The sequence below is a fragment of the Streptomyces scopuliridis RB72 genome (genome assembly GCF_000718095.1).
Lineage (GTDB): Bacteria > Actinomycetota > Actinomycetes > Streptomycetales > Streptomycetaceae > Streptomyces > Streptomyces scopuliridis.
In genome coordinates this window covers 17,693-39,086 of record NZ_JOEI01000041.1, presented here as the reverse complement: position 1 = coordinate 39,086, position 21,394 = coordinate 17,693, and the positions used below count along the sequence as shown (strand labels likewise).

At 68.8% G+C, this 21,394-nt stretch carries 18 protein-coding genes and 1 pseudogene; 12 read left to right on the top strand and 7 right to left on the bottom strand.

Going from position 1 to position 21,394, the window contains the following annotated elements; translation table 11 throughout:
- Positions 1-100: 100 nt before the first annotated feature.
- A pseudogene (locus IF11_RS0134915) lies at positions 101-691 on the top strand (transposase); the annotation flags it as partial.
- A gap of 95 nt (positions 692-786) precedes the next feature.
- Here the strand turns inward: IF11_RS0134915 and IF11_RS0134910 are convergent.
- Together IF11_RS0134910 and IF11_RS0134905 are read right to left on the bottom strand one after the other, a co-directional pair.
- Positions 787-1,146, bottom strand: coding sequence for a nuclear transport factor 2 family protein (locus IF11_RS0134910; protein WP_030355831.1), 360 nt, complete (start codon positions 1,144-1,146; stop codon positions 787-789).
- A gap of 24 nt (positions 1,147-1,170) precedes the next feature.
- Positions 1,171-1,956, bottom strand: coding sequence for an SDR family oxidoreductase (locus IF11_RS0134905; protein WP_030355830.1), 786 nt, complete (start codon positions 1,954-1,956; stop codon positions 1,171-1,173).
- A 108-nt stretch (positions 1,957-2,064) separates the two neighbouring features.
- Here IF11_RS0134905 and IF11_RS0134900 point away from each other — a divergent pair, with 108 nt between their 5' ends.
- From IF11_RS0134900 to IF11_RS0134880, 5 genes are all read left to right on the top strand, one after another.
- The gene (locus IF11_RS0134900; protein WP_030355829.1) at positions 2,065-2,571 is read left to right on the top strand and encodes a winged helix-turn-helix transcriptional regulator; all 507 of its coding nucleotides are present in this window, start codon (positions 2,065-2,067) and stop codon (positions 2,569-2,571) included.
- Positions 2,572-2,898: 327 nt separating this feature from the next.
- A complete protein-coding gene (locus IF11_RS0134895) occupies positions 2,899-3,813 on the top strand; it encodes an IS982 family transposase (protein ID WP_030355828.1) in 915 nt (304 codons plus the stop codon).
- Positions 3,814-4,077: 264 nt separating this feature from the next.
- Complete coding sequence (locus IF11_RS0134890; RefSeq protein ID WP_133243184.1) at positions 4,078-6,909, top strand: P-loop domain-containing protein; 2,832 nt, start codon at positions 4,078-4,080, stop codon at positions 6,907-6,909.
- A 1-nt stretch (position 6,910) separates the two neighbouring features.
- Positions 6,911-8,704, top strand: coding sequence for a WD40 repeat domain-containing protein (locus IF11_RS0134885; protein WP_133243185.1), 1,794 nt, complete (start codon positions 6,911-6,913; stop codon positions 8,702-8,704).
- The gene (locus IF11_RS0134880) at positions 8,701-9,588 is read left to right on the top strand and encodes a hypothetical protein (RefSeq protein WP_051746468.1); all 888 of its coding nucleotides are present in this window, start codon (positions 8,701-8,703) and stop codon (positions 9,586-9,588) included. The genes IF11_RS0134885 and IF11_RS0134880 overlap by 4 nt, the downstream gene beginning before the upstream one ends.
- A 447-nt stretch (positions 9,589-10,035) precedes the next feature.
- On the opposite strand, the gene IF11_RS0134870 is transcribed toward IF11_RS0134880, so the two are convergent.
- From IF11_RS0134870 to IF11_RS0134850, 5 genes are all read right to left on the bottom strand, one after another.
- Positions 10,036-10,392, bottom strand: coding sequence for an MFS transporter (locus IF11_RS0134870; protein ID WP_030355824.1), 357 nt, complete (start codon positions 10,390-10,392; stop codon positions 10,036-10,038).
- Positions 10,393-10,510: 118 nt separating this feature from the next.
- Positions 10,511-11,449 (bottom strand): MBL fold metallo-hydrolase, encoded by a 939-nt coding sequence (locus IF11_RS0134865; protein WP_030355823.1) that lies wholly within the window; start codon positions 11,447-11,449, stop codon positions 10,511-10,513.
- A gap of 89 nt (positions 11,450-11,538) precedes the next feature.
- Positions 11,539-12,291 carry a dienelactone hydrolase family protein gene (locus IF11_RS0134860; protein ID WP_030355822.1) on the bottom strand — a complete coding sequence of 251 codons (753 nt, stop codon included), beginning with the start codon at positions 12,289-12,291 and terminating at the stop codon, positions 11,539-11,541.
- 96 nt (positions 12,292-12,387) lie between these two features.
- A complete protein-coding gene (locus tag IF11_RS0134855; RefSeq protein WP_030355821.1) occupies positions 12,388-13,353 on the bottom strand; it encodes a PDR/VanB family oxidoreductase in 966 nt (321 codons plus the stop codon).
- A gap of 479 nt (positions 13,354-13,832) precedes the next feature.
- Positions 13,833-14,819 carry an Lrp/AsnC family transcriptional regulator gene (locus IF11_RS0134850; protein WP_030355820.1) on the bottom strand — a complete coding sequence of 329 codons (987 nt, stop codon included), beginning with the start codon at positions 14,817-14,819 and terminating at the stop codon, positions 13,833-13,835.
- A 142-nt stretch (positions 14,820-14,961) separates the two neighbouring features.
- Here IF11_RS0134850 and IF11_RS0134845 point away from each other — a divergent pair, with 142 nt between their 5' ends.
- The 6 genes from IF11_RS0134845 (at position 14,962) to IF11_RS0134820 (ending at position 21,357) form a co-directional block, all read left to right on the top strand.
- On the top strand, positions 14,962-15,822 hold the full coding sequence (locus IF11_RS0134845) for an NAD(P)H-binding protein (protein ID WP_030355819.1): 861 nt from the start codon (positions 14,962-14,964) through the stop codon (positions 15,820-15,822).
- A 276-nt stretch (positions 15,823-16,098) separates the two neighbouring features.
- Positions 16,099-16,542, top strand: a complete 444-nt coding sequence (locus IF11_RS0134840) for a hypothetical protein (RefSeq protein WP_133243186.1) — start codon at positions 16,099-16,101, stop codon at positions 16,540-16,542.
- The gene (locus IF11_RS0134835) at positions 16,539-18,128 is read left to right on the top strand and encodes a multicopper oxidase family protein (RefSeq protein WP_030355817.1); all 1,590 of its coding nucleotides are present in this window, start codon (positions 16,539-16,541) and stop codon (positions 18,126-18,128) included. The genes IF11_RS0134840 and IF11_RS0134835 overlap by 4 nt, the downstream gene beginning before the upstream one ends.
- Positions 18,129-18,219: 91 nt before the next feature.
- A complete protein-coding gene (locus IF11_RS0134830; protein ID WP_030355816.1) occupies positions 18,220-18,771 on the top strand; it encodes a TetR/AcrR family transcriptional regulator in 552 nt (183 codons plus the stop codon).
- A gap of 112 nt (positions 18,772-18,883) precedes the next feature.
- Positions 18,884-20,422 (top strand): MFS transporter, encoded by a 1,539-nt coding sequence (locus IF11_RS0134825; RefSeq protein ID WP_051746465.1) that lies wholly within the window; start codon positions 18,884-18,886, stop codon positions 20,420-20,422.
- Entirely contained in the window at positions 20,419-21,357 is a 939-nt protein-coding gene (locus IF11_RS0134820) for a M56 family metallopeptidase (RefSeq protein WP_030355814.1), read from the top strand. Before IF11_RS0134825 ends, IF11_RS0134820 begins: the two co-directional genes overlap by 4 nt.
- Positions 21,358-21,394: the final 37 nt, after the last annotated feature.

The window sequence follows — 21,394 nt, the reverse complement described above, 5'->3', positions numbered from 1 at the left end:
CTTGAACTGCGGCGGATAGTTCTTCATGACCACGAGATGTCCGTTCTCAGATCCTCAGGATCCAGTGTCTCGTGTGTCCAGGATCAAGGGTCAAGACCCCCTTGGCCGCTTCCCGGACCGGGCGTTCGCCTTCGATGAGTTCGGCCCGCTCGGGATCCGGCCCACTGCCGGCTCGGGCTGGGCCGAGCGGAAACACCCTGACCGGCTGCCCGCCACATACCACCGCACGCACGGCGTGCGCTATTTCCACGGCTGCTACTCGGTCGGCGACGACACCCTGTGGGGCGTCAACCGCCGCAGGAAGGGCGCCACCAATACGCTGGCCGCGCTGAAGTCGATCCGTGCCGCCCGGCCCGACGGTGCCCCGATCTACGTGATCCTGGACAATCTGTCCGCCCATAAAGGCACTGGCATCAGCTGCTGGGCGAAGAAGCACAAGGTCGAGCTGTGCTTCACCCCGACCTACGCCTCCTGGGCGAACCCGATCGAGGCCCACTTCGGACCGCTGCGGCAGTTCACCATCGCCAACTCCAATCACCCCAACCACACCGTTCAGACCCGGGCCCTGCACGCCTACCTCCGGTGGCGCAACGCCAACGCTCGCCACCGCGACGTCCTGGCCGCCGAACGCAAGGAACGCGCCCGCATCCGCAGCGAGAAAGGCATCCGCTGGGGCGGACGGCCCCTGTGATTGGCGGCCTGACCTGGCAGGAAGGTGAGTCGCCGAGATTGCGGGGCGAGCGAGGCTTCTCGCCTGAGGCGGCAACGGGTGGCGCCGGCAGGGACTCAGGGTTCGATGACGAGGCGTTCGATGAGGCCGTCGCGGAGTGTGAACTGGTAGCGCAGATCGATGGTCCCGCCGGGGAAGTTGCCTTCGAGGTGGTGGGTGGCGATGTAGCGGGTTGCGTCGGTCTGCTGCGCGCTGGCGAGGTGGATGGTGTAGGTGAATTCGGTGGCCGATCGGTCGAGCCATTCCCCGATCGCCTCGATGCCCTCGTAGGTGTTGCCGTCGTCGATCACTGTGGCTTCGCGGGTGAACGCCGTGAGTGCGGTGGCGGTGTCGTGGGCTCGGTGCGCTGTCAGGTAGCGGGTGATCACCTCGGGCAGGGTGTCCGGGCTGATGGTGCGGGGCTGGTTGTCGCGCATGACGCTCCTTGGGGTGGTGGCGGGTTAGACGGTGGGGGTGGTGCCGCCGTCGATGACGTGTTCGGCGCCGACGATGGCCGAGGCGCGGTCGGAGACGAGGAAGGCGACGAGCTCGGCGACTTCCTCGGGCCGGTTGGGACGGCCGAGCGGGATGCCGCCCAGGGAGTCCATGAGCCGGCCCAGCGCCGCTTCCTGCGTGATGTCGGCGTCGTGGGCGATCCGGGCGACGAGGTTGTCGGCGGCCGAGGTCTGCACGAAACCGGGCGAGACGGTGTTGACGCGGATGCCGTGCGGGGCGACTTCGTTGGCCAGGCCCTTGCTGTAGGTGGTCAGGGCGGCCTTGGCGGCGGCGTAGGCCAGGGTTCCGTTCCACAGCGGCATGCGGCGCTGGATCGAGGTGACGTGCACGATCACGCCCTTACCTGTGGCGATCATGTGCGGCAGGAGTGCGCGGTCCAGGCGGACGGCGGCCAGCAGGTTCGTGTTCAGCTCCCTGGCCCAGTCGTCCTCGCCGAGCGCGGCGAACCCTCCGGCCGGCGCCTCGGACCCGCCGAGGCTGTTGACCAGGATGTCGACGCCTCCCGCGCGGGCGTCCACCTCGGCGGCCACGTGAGAGGCGCCCTGGGCGCTGGACAGGTCGGCGGGGATGAACGCCTTCTCCTCGACGTCGTCGGGGCGGCTACGAGCCGTGACCAGCACGGTCGCGCTGGCCTGGGCAAGGCGTCGGGCGATGGCGGCTCCGGTGCCCTTGGTACCGCCGGTGACCAGAGCGCGTCGGCCTTCGAGGGATTCGCTGATGGATGTGGTCACGGTGTGCTCCGTTCCCGGGTGCGGGCGCAGAAGGCACCGCTCCCGTCATTAATGCTAAAATAGAAGCTACTAACTTCGACTTTAGCAGTAACCGAGAGGATGGCCACCATGGCAAGCCGGATCAGGCTGGAGGACCGGGAGTGCCCACTGTCCACGACGGTGGAACACGTAGGCGAGTGGTGGACGCTGCTGATCCTCCACGACGCCTTCGACGGCTACACGCGCTTCGACCAGTTCCAGGCGAGCCTGGGCATCTCCTCCAGCATGCTCACCACCCGGCTGAAAACCCTCGTCGCCGACGGACTACTGCAGCGCCGGCCCTACCAGACCAACCCCGTACGCCACGAGTACGTCCTCACCGAACTCGGGCACTCCCTCCGACCGGTGATCGTCGCCCTGGCCGCATGGGGCAACTCCCGCCTCACACCGGCCGAACGCAGCATGATCCTCATCGACATGCACAGCGGCGCGGAAGTCGAGCCCGTCGTCGTCGACGCCAAGACCGGCCGCCGGCTCGACGACAGCGACACCTATGTCTTCACCGCGGGTCCCGCAGCCAGCGACGCCATGCGCCACCGATATGCGACACGACCGAACACCCCCGCGGAGTCGTAGGGCTGCTCCGAACCAGCACCGAACAGCCTTGAGCAGGGCCGGGACACACCCTCCTGCCTCATCGACCAGGCAACACCGGATCGCCGCCAATATCACGCATGCCAATCATCCCGAGCCGTTGATAACCAGATCAAGTGAGGCGAGGGGCAACGTCGGTCGTCCTCTCAAGAATCGCCATCATGGGCTGCGCCCCCGGATCCCATCCGAGCCGGAGGGAGTCATCAGCGCGACCCAACCCGGTGAACCTTCCCGGTCACAGCACTAGCTAGATGAATGAGTCCAAGGGTTTGCCTGCGGACATGGCGCGAGGGCGCCCATGGTCAGTGTGTGAAGACAAACCTGGACACCCTCGCGACAGCACTCTATGCCCGGATCGACGACAAGTTGAAGGCTTCGCCGTGGTTGGCCCCGTGGCGTCCGGCGACCGGGATCGCGCCCACGCTCAGTGACGCCGAGCTGGTAACCCTGGCGGTGATGTCGGCGCTGCTCGGCTGTACCTCCGAGCGGCGGTGGCTGCGCCGCGCGGGCCGGGACTTTCGCCACCTGTTCCCGTATCTGCCGCAGCAGTCCGGCTACAACAAGCGGTTGCGCGGCGCGTGTGAGCTGGTCAGGCACATGATCAGGGTTCTGGCTCAGGACACCTCGCTGTGGACCGACGACGTGTGGGTGGTCGACTCCACGCCGGTCGGCTGCGGCTGCTCGCGGGAGACCGCGAAACGCTCGGAACTGGCCGGCTGGGCGGAGTACGGCTACTGCGCGTCGCACTCCCGGTACTTCTGGGGTCTGCGCCTCCACCTGGTCTGCACGCTGGGCGGACTGCCGGTCCTGTTCGCGCCCACCGGCGCGAAGGCCGACGAACGCGAGACCCTGCGCGACATGCTCGACTCCGCGCCCGAGGTCCGGGCCAGCCATCCCGGGCAGACGATCATCGGCGACAAGAACTACTACGGACGCGACTTCGAGCACGACCTCACCGAACGTCACCTGGAGCTGCTGCGTCCGGCCCGCAAGGGCGAACCCGAACGGGCCGTGGCGCACCTGTTCAAGCCGCTGCGACAGACCATCGAGTCGATCAACCAGACCCTCAAGGGACAGCTTGACCTGAAGCGACACGGCGCCAAGAGCCCAACGGGCGTCACCGTGCGGGTCCTGTCCCGCATCCTCGCGCTGACCACCGCGATCTGGCACAACGACAAGACCGGACAACCCACCAAACGATCGCTGACCGCATACGATCACTGACCGCGACAACACCCCTTGGACTCAATCATCTAGCTGCCGAAGACCGGCGACCGCGGCTGATCCCTTCTACGACCGAGGAGCGCCACCGACATGTCGGTGGCGCTCCTCGGCGTTGGGGCTCCGCTCAGGCGATTGCATCTTTCCGATCCGCATATCACAAGAGCCGGGCGGCGGGCACTTCCGCGTCACGGCTCTCTCCTTCCTAGGTACCATCTCAGGCGGACGTAAGTGGAGGGGCCTGAAACGGGGGTTGGCGGGACCTTGGTGCGGATTCTGATCGTGGGTGTCGGGGACTATGACGGCGAGCCGGTCGGCGAATGGAATCCGTCGAGCCCCGAACCGTTCCTGCCGCTGCCGAGCGTTCCTCCAGCGATTCGGCAACTCGCCGACACAGCCTCCCGGCTGACGGGCTGGACGCCACTCGGTCCCGTTACGTGGGTCAATCCCGGACTGACTGAACTGGAGGGCGCTTGGCGGAAGTTGCAGGAGGCAGGCGACGACTTAGATTCTTGCGAACCGGTGATCGTGCACTTCGCCGGGCACGGTGCCCAACGGAGCGGCGCACTCTATCTGCCGGTCGGTGACAGCGACCCCGGCCGACTTCCCACCACCGCCGTCAACGTCTCGCGTTGGCTCGACGAGGTTGAGCACACGCCGCAAGCTCCCCCGACATTGCTGCTGCTCGATGTCTGCGGGGCTGGTGCCGCCGTCCTCTATCAACTGGCAGATCCAGTGGCGGACGCGGCTCGGCGAACCTGGGTCATCGGAGCCTGCGCTCACGACGAGAAGGCTTTCGATGCCCGTTTCACCAAGGCAGTGACCTCAGTGCTGGAGCGCTTACACGAAGGGCGCTGGGACATCTCCCCGACGTTGCGGCATGTTCCGGTGGAGACGGTCGCCGAGGAAGTGCAGCGTCAACTCTTCGCGCAGGGTGCGGACTACAAGCAGACGGTTGTGCGTACACCTCGGCTGACCGCGCTTGCCGAGCAGCCCCCGTTCTTCGCCAACCCTGCTTACGCCTCTGACCCGCATGCGGCGTTGCGCAGGCGTCTCGACGTTGCTCTCTGGGAGATCGCGACCCAGTACGATCCAGTCCTGGACCCCACTCACTTCTTCACCCGTGCTTCGGGCGCGACTCCAGGGCGGGCCGCCTTCGATGGATGTCTCTTCAGTGGGCGTCACCAGGAACTGATTCGGATCCGGAACTGGCTGGAAAGCCCTGATCCGTTCCTGGTGGTGACGGGAGGTCCGGGGGCGGGGAAGTCCTCGCTGCTTGGAGTGGTCGTCTGCCTGGCCCACCCTGAACTCACCCCGCTGGGAAGGCATCTGCTGAGCCGGATCGACGCGGGCCACCGCCCCGCGCGGCGCTATGCGGGCCTCGTCGGAGTGCACGCCCGGCAACGCGACACTCTTCAGATCATTGCTTCGATGGCGGCGCAGCTGGGTCTTACCCCGGGCGTGGGCAAGACCTGGACCCCGGTTCTTTTCGTGGAGCGAATCGCGGCCACCCGGGACCCGGTGATCCTCGTGTGCGACGCTTTGGACGAGGCCGTCGCCCCTGCGGCCGTGAGTTACTTTCTGGCGGCTCTGCTTGCCCGGAAGCGCAGCGACGGCAGCCGGGCCTGCCGAGTGCTCCTCGGCAGGCGGCACACACCGGGGGGTGATGCCGACGAACTACTCTTGGACCTCGATGTGTCGACCCTGTCGGGCCAACTGGAGAACGATCTGAGGAGATACGCCGACGATCTGCTCGCCGGTCAGCCGCAGTTCTCTGACGAGGCCCTGCGCACACCGCTGGTGCGGGGCATCGGAGCTGCCCTGAAATCTGTGCCGCAGTCGGCGTTCTTGCTGGCCGCACTGTACGTCGAGTACCTCAGCGGGAAGGGGGTGGCGACCGTGGAAGAGGCCGCCGCCCTGGGTGAACGCACCCCGCGCGACCTGTCGGCCATGCTCCGGCTCCATGTGGCAGAACAGCTCGTGGAACGCCCCTGGGCAGCGCACGTCCTCTCCGCCGTCGCACATGCCCGCGGTGGCGGAATGCCCCGTGACCTGATCCACACGGTCGTCCTCTCAAGCCTCCGGCATGATGACGGCGACGACCGGCTGCCGACTCGAGATGAGGTCAGCGATCTACTGGCGGACCTGGCCTACTACCTTCGCACCGGTATCGACAGCGACGGACGTCGGCTCTACCGCTTCTTCCACCAGAGCCTGAACGAGTATTTCAGCGAGCCGAGCAGCAGCCTGCCGACGCTGTCGGTGGGACAGGTGTTCGCCGGCCTGCTGGACGTCATCCCCCGGGCCGGCGGAACCCCGGACGGCCCGCTCCTCTGGGAACTCGCCTCCCCCTACCTTCTGCGTCATTTGCCCGACCACGCGGTTGACAGCGCCGAACCGGGCGCATTGGACCGGCTGCTGCTGGATCCGGGTTTCCTGGCCCGTGCCGATCCCGCCGGCGTCTCCCGGCACCACTCCGCCTCTGGCTCCCGCAGCGCGCGTAGAGCCGCCCAGGCCCACCTGTGGAGCGCACACCCCGGTTCGAACTCCTTCGAGATCGGGAACGGCATCGCGCTGCGGGCCGAGGTGCTCCCGCTGAACCTGACCCGGCTCGGCATGCCCGTGCTCGCACAAGCCGTGGGCCAGGAGGTTTTCGCAGGGGAGCCGCCCGTCTGGTGGCCGCTATGGGCCACCGGCCGGGTGACCCGGACCAACCTCATGCATGTGCTCACCGCGGCGGATGCTGGGGAGTCTCCGGACGACTCATCGCTTAGCACGGAAGACGCGGGCCTCGATGTGACTGCCCTCGCTCTAGGCGGTGAAGGCGACGCTCCGATCGTGGCTCTGGGGGACTCGACGGGCCGAATTCGCTTGTTCCTGCTGCTCCAGGAAGGTCCGCACCATCTGTACGACACAAGTCGAGGCCACGAGAAGGCGGTGCGGCACGTCCTGTTCGCTGAGGTAGAGGACGCCTCTCTGATTGTCACCTGCTGCGACCGGGAGAGAATGTGTGTGTGTGTGGGACCGGACCACGGGTCGCTTGCTGCGTACGACGGAGCTGCCAGGTGCCCAGATCACTGCGGGAGTCGTGGTAGCTGACGTGGAACCCGCCCATGTGGTGTGGGGGCGGGCGGACGGCGCCTTCACCTCCGTGCGGCTGGACGACGGGGCTGAACTGGTCAACCCATTCCACGAACATGTTGACCGCCGTCCCATCACCGGAATCGTTCGGATCGCCGACCGTGAAGGTTGGCCACAGTTCGCCGTCTATGCAGATGAGCCTGATCCCACGGGCGACGACCCGGTCTCGCCCATGGACACCGTGGAATACAGCGAGGTCAACGGCCGAGCGGTGGCGACGACTTCCGGTTGGGACTTTGAACTGGTGATCCGCGACGCAGAGGACTGGCAGCTCAAGCACCGCCTTGTCGCTCATCAGTCCAACATGTGGGTGCTGCGCACAGGGCCAGATGAGGTCAACATGGTCACGCTGCCACAGGACCGGCACGTGACCAGAGCCTCCGTGGCCCGTGTAGGGCGCAGAACACTCGCCGTTTCAGCCCACCGCGACGGCTTTGTGCGCTGTTGGGACCTGGACCTTGATCCCCGCGCGGGGCACGAGTGGCCGGGCATGGTCAGAACCCTGGGCTGGACGGCATTGGACGGCCGCCCCGCGCTGCTCACCGTCGACGACTACGGCACAGCCATCCTTTGGGACCCTGAGAGCGGCCGCGAGCTCGACCGTCTCGCGGGTCTGGGGCGCCTCAAGAAGTCCGCGGTGGTCACGGTTGAGGGGAAGCCGTGCATCGTGTTCGCTAACCGTGACAGCGCCCTTGAGTGCTGGAGCATCGAGGACGAAGAGCGGACGGGATGCACCGAGCCCCTGCCGGACGCCGTCACAGCCATGACCAACGGCTCCGGCTCAACAGTGATCATCGGAACGGCATCGGGTGCCGTACAGGTATGGCACACCGACCTCCTTGCTCCGCTCCAGACTCTGCAGGGAGCACCCGGGGAGGTCCGCGCAGTCGTCTACGGCGAGGCGGCCGGAGGCCGTGTCGTCGCCGCCCTCGGCATGGGCGACACGCTCACGGTGTGGGAGTCCGCGGCCCAAGACCAGCCACTCACCATCGCCCTGGAGCCCCGGAGTACCGAGGGATTGGCCTGCCTCGCCGATACTCAGCAGCCAATCGTCGCTGTGGGATTCAAGGACGGACGGATCGGCCTCTGGTCGGCCCGTACCGGCGAGTGCCTTCGCCTCTGGAAGGCCCATCGGGGTTCGGTTACCGGACTCGCCTTTCAATCGGAGGCCGGGGAAGCGGTGCTGGTGAGTGGGGGCGAGGACAAGACCCTGCGCAGTTGGACTCGCGACGGTGGCGTGGAGGCTGGCGGTCCCGCAATGGTTCCGGGGTATGTGCGCGCGGTAAGCGTTCACGGCAGGCACGCCGCCGTCACGTTCCTATCCGACGCCAACGAGAACCGGACCGACGTCGCTTTGTTCGGGCCCGCACCGGCGCAGCCTGCGGCAGACCCCGGCCAGGACCATGGGCCGGTACGGCATACCCATGTGCTCGCCTGGACGGACGGCGAGCTGCTCTGCGGCGACGCGGCAGCGTCCGGCTGGGACCTCTACACCCTTGAAGACTGGAACAAAGGCGTGCAGCCGACCCACGTGGGACTCGGTGCGTTCCCCCGCGAGGCGGGAGCTGAAGACCTTCTCGGCTTCACTGCCGACATCCTGGAACGGGAGGGCTTCGACACCGTCTTCCTGGAACCTCAGACCTTTCAGATCAGCCTGGGCGACGGTGAATGGCACTCCCAGCCTGCCTTCAGCGTGCACGCCTACCCCGAAGGGCCTGGCCAGCGGCAGAAGGAAGAGGAAACTCGGGAATGACGGTCCTCGTCGTACACGGAATTGGGAACCATCAGGGCCCGCGGACCCGCCACCAGGCAGCCGAGAGACTGGCCGACATCTGGCGTCCCGCCCTTGCAGCCGGCTACCACGACGCGGGGCTCGGCCACCTTCCCGTACCGGATCTGTGGGTCGCCTACTACGCGAACCGCCTGCTGCCGGGCGAAGCCCAGGGGGCTTCCGATATCGCTTCCCTCACCGAGGACGAAGCCGCGATCGCCTGGGCCTGGGCGGTGGCTGCGGGTGTCCCGCGTCCGGCCGAAGCTCAGGGATTGGCCACGGTCCCGCTGCGCCAGGCCCTCGACTGGCTCGCTCGGAGGAACGGGAAGCTGGCCGTACAACTTGCGCGGGCCGCGGTGACCTTCGCACGTGAGGTGCACCGGTACTTCAGCAATCCTGTCGCCCGCGCCGCCTCGCGGGAAGCCGTAGCGGACGAGATGCGTCGGCACGCCCCTACCGTCTTGATCGCACACTCGCTTGGGTCCGTGGTGGCGTACGAGGCCCTGCATGCCTACCCCGACCTGCGCGTAGAGTGCTTCCTCACGTTGGGTTCCCCGCTCGGTCTCGCAGGCGGAGTCTTCGAACGCCTTGAGCCGGCTCCGGAGTACGGTCTGGGAAGCCGGCCGACCGGCGCCGACACTTGGGTCGACCTGGCGGACGTGGGGGACCTCGTCGCGGTACCTCGGCACCTGGGGGATCGGTTTCCGGTAGACCGTCATGAGGACTGCCGCATCGGATCGCTCGACTTCCATACCTTGACCTCGTATCTGTCTTGCGGCCTGATCGCGGCAGCCGTCGCGCCGTACGCTGAAACACCGGCTCGCGGCACGATGGATAGGGCAGTCGTCGAGGACGGACGGGCGTGACTTCGGGGCAAGGGCGGGCGGCCAGAAGGCTGATTGAACCGACAGATGAGTGGCCTAGTCCAGGTAGGTTCCGGCGAAGGCCCCATCGAATCCAAGCGCGGCGAGGCCCTGCTCGACGCTGAGGTAGGTCGTCCCGTCCGGGATGGCGATCAGGGCGTCGAAGTCGGCGCGGCTGATCTCAGGTTCGAGCCACTGGTTGCTGCAGCGGCAGCAGTGCGCCTGCCGGAAACCTCATCCGTGCAGTTCAGGCGGCGTGTCGGTACTCGTGGATGACTTCGCCGAGGCGGTCTGTGCGGCGTATGTCCGGGCGGGTGATCTGTCCGGGGTCGAGCGGTTCGGGGACGGCGCGTAGGGGTGCCGCCTGGTTCATCGCCTGGTGGGGCCGGTGCGCGTTGTGGTGCTGCTCGAACTCGCGAAGCGCGCGGCGGAGGTGGTGCTCGTTCCAGATCAAGGTCCGGTCGAGGAGTTCGTGGCGGCAGCGCCCGTGGAGAGCCCGGCGCCCAGGGAGGCCGCGGTGAACACGGCCAGCCCGGCGACGAAGACCCGCTTGGGGCCGTAACGGTCGCCGAGCCGGCTGGTGAACAGCATGGGGACGGCGTACGCGAGCAGGTAGACGCTGGTGACCCACACCACCGCGTTGAGACCGGTGCCGAGGCCGCGCACCATGGCCGGCACGGCCACCGACACGATCGAGGTGTCCACCACGATCATGAACAGTCCCAGCGACAGGGCGGCCAGCGCCGCCCACGGGCCGGTGGTATGTGATCCGGGCCCGCTCGCTGTCGTGTTCGTTGTGTCGCTCATGGTTGCTGCTCAGCCAGTCCTTCGGATCGTTTCCGGGTGTGAGGTGTCACGGAGTACGCGTGCGGTGTGGGCCCAGGGGCGGGTCCTCGCGCCCGCCCCTGGGCCCCTGGCCGACCGGTCAGTAGCGGACCGCCCCGTAGTCGATCGGCTCCGCGGGGTAGGTCGCGGCGCGGCGGCCGAGGCCGCGCATCCGTTCCCGCATCTCGTCGGCGGGGAGGTGGTGCAGATCGCCGTGGCCGGGCAGGACCCACTCGAAGGTCAGTTCCTCGGCCCCGCGGGCCACCGACTCGGCAAGGGTCTTGATCGAGTCGTAGACGACGCTGTGGGCCACTTCGAGGGTCTGCTGGCTGTTCGACCAGAAGAACGCGTCGCCGGTGAAGCAGAACTTTTCGTCCGCGATGAAGAGCGTGGAGCCCGCGGTGTGCCCGGGGAAGGGATGGGCGATGACGCCGGGCCCGATCTCGACGGGTTCCGTGCCCCGGATGATGTGGTCGGCCGAGGGGAGGGAGTGCAGGTCCCCCTCGTGGATCCACAGCCGGGCCTTGAAGGCGTCGGCGTATTTACGGGCGTGCGCGACGTGGTCGAGGTGGGTGATCAGGACGTCGGTGATCCTGCCGACCTTCTGCTCGTAGCGGCGGGCCAGGGCGGGCCGCCAGCGCGGGGTGTCGATCATCATCGCGGTGCCGTCGGGACGGCGCAGGAGGTACGAGGTGGCGCCGTAGGTCTGCGGGGAGGCGTGCCCGCAGAGGAAGACGGTCTCGTCCTCGTCCAGCGCCAGCGGGTACGGATCCGAGTCCTCGTCCCACCGGTCGGCCGGCGGGTGTACGGACCGGGTGGGGCAGGCGTGCGCGGCCAGGTACATCAGCTCGACATCGGCCTCGGTCTCCGGCTGACGGATGACGGTCGACAGGCCGCCGTACTCCCCGCCCTCCTTGAAGCCGATCATGCCGGGGGCGATCTGCCGGGCGATGTTGCAGTTCAGACAGCGGTCATCGACGCTCCAGCCTTTCTCCCCGTCCGCCACCTGGGTTGCCTGCTCTGACTGTGTGGTGCTCATGAACTCCACTCTCGTGTGAGGTGAACGCCCGACGATCGGGCGCTCCGGTGGTGCCGAGGACATCGGGGATACGGGTACGTGCCCCGGGGTCAGCCGGAAGTCGTCGGCTGCTTGAGATGGGTGTCGAAGAAGGTCTCGATGCGCCGCCACGCGTCGGCGGCGGCCTCCGGGTGGGGTCCCATGCCGGTCACGCGGAGCAGCGGCCGCAGCGGGCGCGGTCCGACCTCCGTGTCGTTCAGGAAGGCGTGCCCGGCCTGCGGGTACTCCTTCACGTCGTGGACGACGCCGAGCCGCTCCAGCGCCGAGTCCAGTTCCGCCGCGGCGCCCTTGAGCATCCGGTCCCGTCCGCCGTAGCTCGCGACGACCGGGCAGGCCCCGGCCAGTACCCGGTCCAGTTGCTCGGGGAGCATCCCGTAGTTGGCGGAGGCCGCGTCGAAGCTCCCGCGCCCCGCGGACATCAGGGCGAAGGCACCGCCCATGCAGAAGCCGATGATGCCCACCGCTCCGGTGCAGTCCGGGCTCTCTGTGAGAAAGGTCCGGGCCGCCTCGATGTCCTGGTAGGCCCGGCCGTGGCCGGACCGCGATGCCCGCATGGTCGGCACCAGACAGCGCCGGACGCCGCCCTGCGTGAACAGGTCCGGCATCAGGGCCAGATAACCGGCTCGGGCGAGCCGCTCCGCCTGCCGCAGCATGACGTCGTCAACGCCGAGGGCCTCGTGAACGACGACGACACCGGGCCACGGCCCCGGCCCCTCGGGCCGGGCAAGGTGCCCGGTCAACTGCTGGGAGCCGCCCGCCGGGGCGCTGAGATGACTCAAGTCGACGTTTTCAGGAACTGGCATGGAACTCTCCGGGTTCTCCGACAGGCATGGGCATGGGCATGCACTTCGTTTGGCGCAGAGGTGTGCGTCGCGCAGATGCGGCGGAAGAGGGCGCCGTCACAGGTCGAGGACCAGCCGGGGGCTGCGGGAGCGGGAGACGCAGATCATCATCGTCTCGCCGGACTCCCGCTCCTCCGCGCTGAGCACGGAGTCCCGGTGGTCGGGCTCGCCCTCCAGCACCTCGGTCTCGCACGTGCCGCAGATCCCCTCGGCGCAGGAGAAGAGCACGGAGACACCGGCCGCCCACACCGTCTCCAACACGCTCTTTCCCGGCGGCACTTGAAGGGAGTGTCCGGACCGGGAGAGGAGCACCTCGAACGCCCCGGCGTCCGCCGCCGTCTCTTCCTGTTCCCTGGCCTGGAACCGTTCCACGCGCAGCGCTCCGGGCGGCCACGCGCGGCATCGATCCTCGACCGCGGCGAGCAGCGGTTCGGGGCCGCAGCAGTAGACCAGGGTTCCGGGGTCCGGTTCGCCGAGGTAGCCGTCGAGGTCGAGGAGGCCGTGCCGGTCCTGCGGATGGACAGTCACCGCTTCGCCGTACGCGGCCAGTTCGTCCAGGAAGGCCATCGAGGAGCGGGACCGGCCGCCGTACAGCAGCCGCCAGTCCGCCCCCGCGGCCTCGGCCGCGGCGATCATCGGCAGCACGGGCGTGATGCCGATGCCGCCCGCCACGAACAGGTAGCGCCCGGCCGGCCGGAGCGCGAAGTTGTTGCGCGGTCCCCGCACCCGCACCGGCGTTCCGGCGTGCAACTTGCCCTGCACATATGCCGATCCACCGCGCCCCTCCGGGACGCGCAGCACGCCGATGCGCCACGACGAACGGTCACCGGGGTCACCGCACAGCGAGTAGTGGCGGACCAGGCCGCCGTCGAGCAGCAGGTCGATGTGGGCGCCGGGTCGCCACTCCGGGAGCGACTCGCCATCAGGGTGGCGGAGGATGAGAGAGACCACGTCGTCGGCGGATTCGACCCGTTCCGCGACAACGAGCGAGTACTCGCTGACGGAAGTGGGGGGATGGCTCACAGTGATTTCCCGCTTTCACAGGACACGAGCGACACCCATGTCGCCGCGAAGTCTCCGACGCATGAGCTGACGCTGGGACAGGTCAGGTCATGGAGCGCGCGACGGAAGACATGCGACGGAAGGCGTTTCCCGAGATGAACCCTACCGGTCCTACACCCTGCGCGTTACCGCATCGTTATATATCTTGTGGTGGTGGGCGCCTGGTTCCGGCCACTCCGCGCGAGCCTTCCGATCCCCGCGTCAGCCGCCGCAGATCGGGGGACGGGGCCGTCGCCCTCTCGCCTCAGCACTCAGGCGGGGAGGCTGACAGAACTCCTGGTGACGGCTGACGAGAACGGCGTGAAACCTCCGACAGGACGGGCACCTGATAACTGCCGGGAGCGGCGTGAACCAGCTCCCGGGCACCATGACGTACCGGGCTGCGCCGCCCCTCTTCCGACGGAGAAGCCCCCACGCCACATCGTCGGGGGCGCGCGTCATCACTGTGCTGCCGGTGCGTGTTCGTCATAAGTGAGCTGTTTGACCAGCCTCAGCACTGGGGCCGTTTCGATGTGCTGGATGCCTTCGAGTGAGCCGAGCGTGGTGCTCAGATAGCGGTACATCGTGGTGCTGTCGCGGCAGACGATGAAGGCCATCAGGTTGCAGGAGCCGGCTGTGGCGCCGGCAAAGGTGACTTCGGGGTGGGTGGCGAGGGCGCGGCCGACCTGGTCAAGGGCTGCGGGTGCGGCGGTGATCCAGAGAATGGCTCTGGTGGTGTCGCCGAGGATGGTCTGGTCGTACTGGACGTCGATGTAGAGCGCTCCGGAGGCGAGGAGCCGGTCGAGGCGGTGGCGCACCACGGACTCGGAGTGGCCGGTGGCCCGGCGGAGTTCGGCGAGGGTGGCACGTCCGTTTTCTTCGAGTGTGGCGACCAGCGGTTCGTCCTCGGTACTGATCGGTTCGGGGGCCGGGGAAGTGGGCTCCGGGCCGGCAGGGAACGCCTCGGCGACCTGAGGGAGCCTCTTGGCGAGCCAGCTGTTGGAGCCGCCGAAGAACCGCCACAGGACTTGGTGTGCGCGGATCTCCATGATGCTCGGCGTCTTGGGAAGTTTCCCGAGGATCATCTCCTCGTGCTCGCCGCGGGTGCGGAACCGGATCGCGCACACCACTTCAGTGCCGCCGGAGGTGAGGGCGATCCATGCCGTGTCGGGCCTGCGGGCCAGCGCCTTACTGAGGGCGTCGGCCGCGTCGGGTGCGCAGCGCAGCCGTAGTACCCACGTCTGGCCGAGCCGTTCGGCGTCCGTCACCACGACGACTCGGAGGCCGATGTCGGCGACGAGCCTGCGGTAGCGGCGGGCGATCGTCTGGTCGGAGACGCCGAGGTGGGCCGCGATCCGGCTGAAGGGGGCTCGGCCGTCGTTTTCCAGGGCATGCAGCAGCTGGTGGTCGAGTTCGTCCCAGCGCTGATGGCTGCTGTCGGATTTCATGTTCACATCGCCATTCAATGTCGGAAGTACTCGCCTTCTCTGACGATTCCCGTGGCTTTCAGTGTCTGCCGCGTAACTTATGTGGCAGTTGGGACGGACCCGCACGCTGGAGGCCGTCCGTGTGAACCGATGGGAGTCTGCGATGTTCTTCGTGACCGGTGCGACCGGAAATGTCGGCCGTGAGGTCGTCAGCCTGCTGCTCGCGGAGGGGGGCAAGGTCCGCGCACTCACCCGCGCCGCCAACTCTGACGCCGTACCGGCCGGCGCTGTGCCGGTCGTCGCCGACCTGGCAAGCGACCCGATGCGGGCTGCCGATGCCCTCGACGGCGTGAGCGCCGTGTTCCTCAACACGATGGCCCTCGGCGACAACGTGGCCGAGTTCCTCGCACTGGCCCGCCGCCAGGGGGTGAACCGGGTGGTTCTGTTGTCGTCGGGCTACGTCCGTGACGGTGTCGCCCCTGACGAGCAGCCCGGCGCCGTCGCCAGGAAGCACAGGGCCGAGGAGCAGATGGTCGAGTCATCGGGCCTGGAGTGGACCTCACTGCGGCCCGACGACTTCGCCAGCAACGCTCTCTTCGAGTGGGCGGCGCAGCTGCGGGCCGGCGATGTGGTGTACGGCGCCTACGCCGACGCCGCCACGGCGGTGATCCACGCGCGGGACATCGCCGCCGTGGCCGTGCGATCGCTGCTGGAGGATGGCCACGGCGGCCTGCACTACAGCCTGACCGGCCCTGAATGGCTGACCGAAAGGGACCGGGTCCGCATCATCGGCGAGGTCACCGGGCGTCCGGTGCGCTTCGAGGAGATCAGCCCGCAGGACGCCCGCGCAGCGATGCTCGCCACCGGCCTGCCTGGCGAGATCGCTGACGCGGTCCTCGGCGACCTCGCCGCCGCCGTGCACCGCGCCCGGCGGATCACCGACACAGTGCCGCGCGTGACAGGGCGCCCCGCGCTCTCCTTCGCCCAGTGGGTCTCCGAAAACGCCGGTGCCTTCCAGAGCTGACAGGACAGCCCTGCCCTACGTTTCTCCTTCCCCTGCATCCGGCACTGCGACGCAAACGTAACTACACCTTCTGGATGGTACAGTTTGGCCGCCCTGAGGCCATTGCGGCAGATCGCCGTGTGATCCGTGCGGGCCACGAGAGGCCCGGCCGGTGTGGGCCGAGGGGCATGTCGCCCCCGGCCGGACACTGCCGCCGGGGGCCCTGTTCGCGGTGGAGGACGTGTCGTCGTCCGGCGCGATACCCCTGCCGCGAACTGAACGACCGGAAGGATGTTCATGCTGACCGAGGAAACTCCCGCAGTCCCGTGGACAACATGGGTGCTGCGGGTGACCGCAACTCTCTTTCTGCTGATGACGTTGGCCCAGGGCCTGTCGGCCGGTCTCTTCGTCACGGGTGATGTCGATCTGCTCACCGTCCACAGCGCCATCGGCGGGATCCTCTCCGTTGTCGCGCTCGTCCAGCTCGTCGTCGCCGTACTGGAGCGCAGGACGCGTCGGCGGGCGGGGCGGCCGACCAGTTGGCAGCTGTCGGCGCTGTCCATGCTCGTCCTGTTGATGACGGTCGGTCAGATCGGCCTGGGAATGGCCCGCGTGGTGGCACCGCACGTGTTCATCGGCGTCACGACGGCGGCGCTCGCCATGCTGGTCCTGCTCGTCGTGCTCACCGACGCCCGGCCAGCCCCCGCCGACGCGCCCGCGCTCGCCGGGGAGGCCCGATGAGCGGCTTGCGCGGACTGAGCCGCCGGGGATTTCTGGGCGTGACGGGCGGCACGGCGGTGGCCGCGGCGGTCGGCGGCTCCATAGCCGCGCGCTCCACGGGCCGGGAGACGGCGGCCGAACTGCTCGCCAGCCGGGCGAGGCTCCCCGAACCGTTCCGGACGCCACTGCCCGTACCGCGGGTGGCCCGGCCGGTGAGCAGCACGGGCGGAGTGGACCGGTACGAGATCGTGCAGCGCGTCGCCGACAGGGAGATCCTGCCCGGGATGCGGACCCAGGTGTGGGGCTACGACGGGCAGTTCCCGGGGCCCACGATCGTGGGCCGGTCGGGACGCGAGGCCCGGGTGACCGTAGACAACGAGCTTCCCGTACCGACTTCCACGCATCTGCACGGCGGGGTGACCCCGCCCGACTCCGACGGCTACCCGACCGACATCGTCACCCCCAAAGGCTGGCGGCATCAGCACGCCGACGCCGGAACAGGCCACGGTGGGATACACATGCCGACGGATGCCTGGCGCACCTCGGTACGGGCCAAGGAGTACGTCTATCCGCTGGACCAGCATGCGGCGACCCTCTGGTACCACGACCACCGCATGGACTTCAGCGCCCCGCAGGTATGGCGCGGTCTGGCCGGCTTCTTCCTCGTACGCGACGACACGGAACAGGCCCTGCCGCTGCCCGAGAGAGAGCGGGACATCCCCCTGATGATCTGCGACCGCGCGTTCGAGGAGGACGGCTCCTTCCGATACCCCTCACTGGATCCTTCCCTCAAGGGCGAACCCGGCGTCGAGGAGCCCTATATGGAGGGGGTGATGGGCGATGTCACGCTCGTCAACGGCGCGCCCTGGCCGGAGTTGGAGGTCGACGCCGCTCGCTACCGCTTCCGGATGCTGAACGCCTCCAACGCCCGCCGCTACCGCCTGAGGCTGGAGCCCGGCGGGCCGCTGATACAGATCGCGAGCGATGTCGGGCTGCTGGCCCGCCCCGAGGAGCTCGGCACCGTCACCCTGGCTCCGGCCGAACGCGCCGAGGTCGTCATCGACTTCTCGCGCTGGCGGCCCGGCACCGCCGTGACCCTGGTCAACACACTGGCAGGCGGAGGCATGGGCAACGTCATGCGTTTCCGTGTGACCCGTAAAGCACGTGACGCGTCGCGGGTGCCCGACCGGCTCGCGGACGTCGAATCGCTGAGCAGGGCACGCGTGGCGGCCACCCGCCAGTTCGACTTCCGGCTGACCGCGCCGAGCGGCAGCGGCAGCGGCCACGCCTGGACGATCAACGGGCACCCCTTCTCCACCAACCGGTATCTGGCCACGCCGCGTCTGGGCACCGTCGAACGCTGGCGTTTCACCAGCGACTTCCACCACCCGGTCCACCTGCATCTCGCGCACTTCCAGGTGGAGGCACGCAACGGCCGCCCTCCCGCGGCTCACGAACACGGCTGGAAGGACACCGTCGACGTACGTCCCTACGAAACAGTGGACGTACTGGCCCGGTTCGCCGGCTATCGCGGCCGGTACATGTTCCACTGCCACAACCTGGAACATGAGGACATGGCGATGATGGCGAACTTCCGCGTCACATGAGCCCGCCGCCCGGACAAGGAACACCGGCAGCCACTCGACAGCCTCAAGCCACAACTCAATAACTGTACCTTCCGGATGGTACAGTTTGGGCATGCGACCGAGTTCGAGGAATCTGATCCTGGATGCCGCGATCCGTGTGACGGAGCGCGAAGGCATCACCGGCCTGACGCTGGAGTCGGCGGCCGAAGAGGCCGGCGTCACCAAGGGCGGGCTGATGTACCACTTCCGCACGCGGGAGGAGCTGCTGCTCGCGATCCAGCGGCACTTGACCGGCGCGTGGGAGGAGCGGCTCGCGGCCGAGCTGGGCAAGCCGCTCGGAGAGGCGTCGGCGCGCGAGACCACCGCCGCCTACGCCCGGGTGGGGACCGAGGCGGGGGCGAGCAAGGCCGATCTCGCCTTCATGGTCGAGTCGGCGACCCACCCGGAGCTGGCCCAGGTGTGGAACGACCTGATGAACCGCTGGACCCCGCCGACCCGTTCGGCCGAAGCGCAGGATGTCGACCTGTTCCTGGCCCGGCTGGCGGTCGACGGGCTGTGGCTGTACGAGGCCACCAGCGGCGTCCCCGCGCCCGGGCCGGTCCGGGAAGCCCTGCGGCAGAGGCTGATGGCCCTGACCGAGGCGGAGGACACCGACGCCACCTGACCTCGGCGGCCGTGCCCCTCCGGCACTCCCCCGCGCCCCCGGCCGTGTTCGCCGGGGGCGCTCCACCTTCATGGCCCAGTTGATCAACGCGATACGAAAGACGAGCGCATACATGAGCGGCACGAAACGCTGGTGGCTGCTGGTGACCGTGGCGGTGGGGCTGCTGCTGATCTCGGTCGACATGACCGTGCTCTACACCGCGCTGCCGACGCTGACGGAGCAACTGCACGCGGACGCCTCCCAGAAGTTGTGGATCATCAACGCGTACCCGCTGGTCATGGCCGGGCTGCTGCTGGGCGCGGGCACGCTCGGCGACCGCGTCGGGCACAAGCACATGTTCCTCGCCGGTCTGGCTCTGTTCGGTGTCGCCTCGTCGGTGGCCGCGTTCGCGCCCTCGGCCGGCGTGCTGATCGGGGCACGGGCTTTCCTTGCGGTGGGCGCGTCCGCGATGATGCCGGCCACCCTGTCGCTGATCCGCACCACTTTCGAGGACGAGCACGAGCGGAACATCGCGATCGGCGTGTGGGGCACGATGTCGGTGATCGGCACCGCGCTCGGCCCGATCCTGGGCGGCCTGCTCATCGAGCACTTCTGGTGGGGCTCGGTCTTCCTGATCAACGTGCCCGTGGTGGTCCTCGCCCTGATCGCCGGCGCCGTACTCGCGCCCAGCGCGTCGGGCCGCTCGGACAAGCCCTGGGACTTCATCGCGTCCGTACAGATCATGGTCGGCCTCGTCGGTCTCGTCTACGCGGTCAAGGAAGCCACCAAGCCCGGCCCTGATCCGCTGCACATCGTGATGGCGCTCCTGGCCGCAGCCGCCGGGTTCACACTGTTCGTGCACCGCCAGCGCCGCCGGACGCATCCGCTGCTCGACTTCGTGCTGCTGCGGGACCCCCGGATCCTGTCCGGCATGGTGGCCGCCGCGCTGGCGATGTTCGCGACCGCCGGGATCCAACTGGTGCTCACGCAGCGGCTGCAGCTCGTCCTCGACCTCACCCCGCTCCACGCGGGGCTGCTGGTCGCGGCGTTCGCGGCCGGCTGTCTGCCCTCCGGAGCCGTCGCCGGCTCACTCGTCCACCGCACCGGCCCCCGACCGCTGATCGCCGGCGGCCTGCTGACCGGCGCGGCCGGAGTCCTGCTCACCCTGCTCCTGACCCCGGGCGTGGTGCCGCTGGTCGCCGTCCACCCCGACCACCCCGGGTGGATCGTGCCCGGCCTCATGGTCGCCGGAGCCGGAATGGGCCTCGCCATGACCGCCGCGTCGGCCGCGATCATGGGGAACGCGCCGGCCCATCGGGCCGGGATGGCCGCCTCCGTGGAGGAGGTCTCGTACGAACTCGGCAGTCTGTCCGGGGTCGCGGTCCTCGGCAGCGTCCTCGGCGCCCTCTACACCAGTACCGTCCACCTGCCCTCCGGCGTTCCGGACACGGCGCAGGACAGCCTGGACGCCGCCCGCTCCACCGCCGCAGACCTGCCCGCCGACCGGGCGGACCCACTGCTGGCCGCGGCCCGCAACGCGTTCGACCACGGTTACACGCTCACTCTGCTGATCACCGCCGCGGCACTGATCGCGGGCAGCGTGTTCACCGCCCGCCGCCTCGCCCCGCCCGCCCGGGCCCAGGTGGTTCCGGAGAAGGAGCCCGCCGCGTGACCGTCTGTCTGCTCCTGCTGACGGCCGTCGCCCTGACGGCCGCCGTGGAGGCCCCCCGCGCGCTGACCCGGGCCGCCTGGCCCGGGAAGGAACCGGTTGTCGCGCTCTGGGCGTGGCAGTGTCTGGTCGCCACCGTCCTGCTCTGCTGCCTGGCAGCCCTCCTCCTGGGCCTCGCGTCCGTGTCCGAGGCCGGCCGCACGCACCTCTTCGCCCCCGCGCCACCGGCGGTCACCGCCGCCTACGGCTCCGCCGCCGCACCACTGCTGGTCGCCGCCCTGACCCTGCTGCTGGCCTGCGGAGCCGCCTGGACCGCTGCCGCGCTCGCCCGCGAGTTCGTCCACGCCCGGCACCACCGCCGCCTCCGCCGCGCCCACCTACGCGAACGCTCCCCCGACCTGCCCGCCGGCCTGCCGGACGCGCACGGCACCCTGCTCGTTCTGGAAGACGAATACCCCGACGCCTGGCTGATGCCCGGCACCAGGCCCCAGCTCGTCGTCACCACCGGCGCTCTGCGCCGCCTGACCGACAGCCAGCTCAATGCCGTCCTCACCCACGAGCTGGGCCACATCCGAGCCCGCCACCACTGGCTCCTCCATCTGTCCACCGCACTGGCGACGGGCTTCCCCCGAATCCGCCTGTTCACCCACTTCCGTGACCAGACCCACCGCCTGGTCGAGCTGGCCGCCGATGACACAGCCTCCCGCCACTGCGGCCACCTGACCACCGCCCTCGCCCTGATCGAACTCAACCGACACCGCGGCCTCCTGTCCTGCGACTCCACCCGACGTCTGCTCGGCGACCGCGTCCAGCGCCTTCTCGAACCCCCGCCACGCCTCGCCTTCACCCACCGCGCCACCGCCTCCACGGCCGCGGCCCTTGCTCCGCTCCTGCCCCTGCTCATTGCCTTTGCCCCGGCCATGCCGGCCCTCGGCTGAATCACGAGCCCGGCCCGGCAAGGGCGGCAAAGAAGCC

Coding starts and splice junctions, on each gene's coding strand:
- IF11_RS0134870 (WP_030355824.1), bottom strand. CDS start 10,392: ATGAGCGACACAACGAACACGACAGCGAGCGGGCCCGGATCACATACC.
- IF11_RS0134840 (WP_133243186.1), top strand. CDS start 16,099: ATGCTGACCGAGGAAACTCCCGCAGTCCCGTGGACAACATGGGTGCTG.
- IF11_RS0134830 (WP_030355816.1), top strand. CDS start 18,220: ATGCGACCGAGTTCGAGGAATCTGATCCTGGATGCCGCGATCCGTGTG.
- IF11_RS0134860 (WP_030355822.1), bottom strand. CDS start 12,291: ATGCCAGTTCCTGAAAACGTCGACTTGAGTCATCTCAGCGCCCCGGCG.
- IF11_RS0134845 (WP_030355819.1), top strand. CDS start 14,962: ATGTTCTTCGTGACCGGTGCGACCGGAAATGTCGGCCGTGAGGTCGTC.
- IF11_RS0134825 (WP_051746465.1), top strand. CDS start 18,884: ATGAGCGGCACGAAACGCTGGTGGCTGCTGGTGACCGTGGCGGTGGGG.
- IF11_RS0134880 (WP_051746468.1), top strand. CDS start 8,701: ATGACGGTCCTCGTCGTACACGGAATTGGGAACCATCAGGGCCCGCGG.
- IF11_RS0134900 (WP_030355829.1), top strand. CDS start 2,065: ATGGCAAGCCGGATCAGGCTGGAGGACCGGGAGTGCCCACTGTCCACG.
- IF11_RS0134850 (WP_030355820.1), bottom strand. CDS start 14,819: ATGAAATCCGACAGCAGCCATCAGCGCTGGGACGAACTCGACCACCAG.
- IF11_RS0134910 (WP_030355831.1), bottom strand. CDS start 1,146: ATGCGCGACAACCAGCCCCGCACCATCAGCCCGGACACCCTGCCCGAG.
- IF11_RS0134835 (WP_030355817.1), top strand. CDS start 16,539: ATGAGCGGCTTGCGCGGACTGAGCCGCCGGGGATTTCTGGGCGTGACG.
- IF11_RS0134865 (WP_030355823.1), bottom strand. CDS start 11,449: ATGAGCACCACACAGTCAGAGCAGGCAACCCAGGTGGCGGACGGGGAG.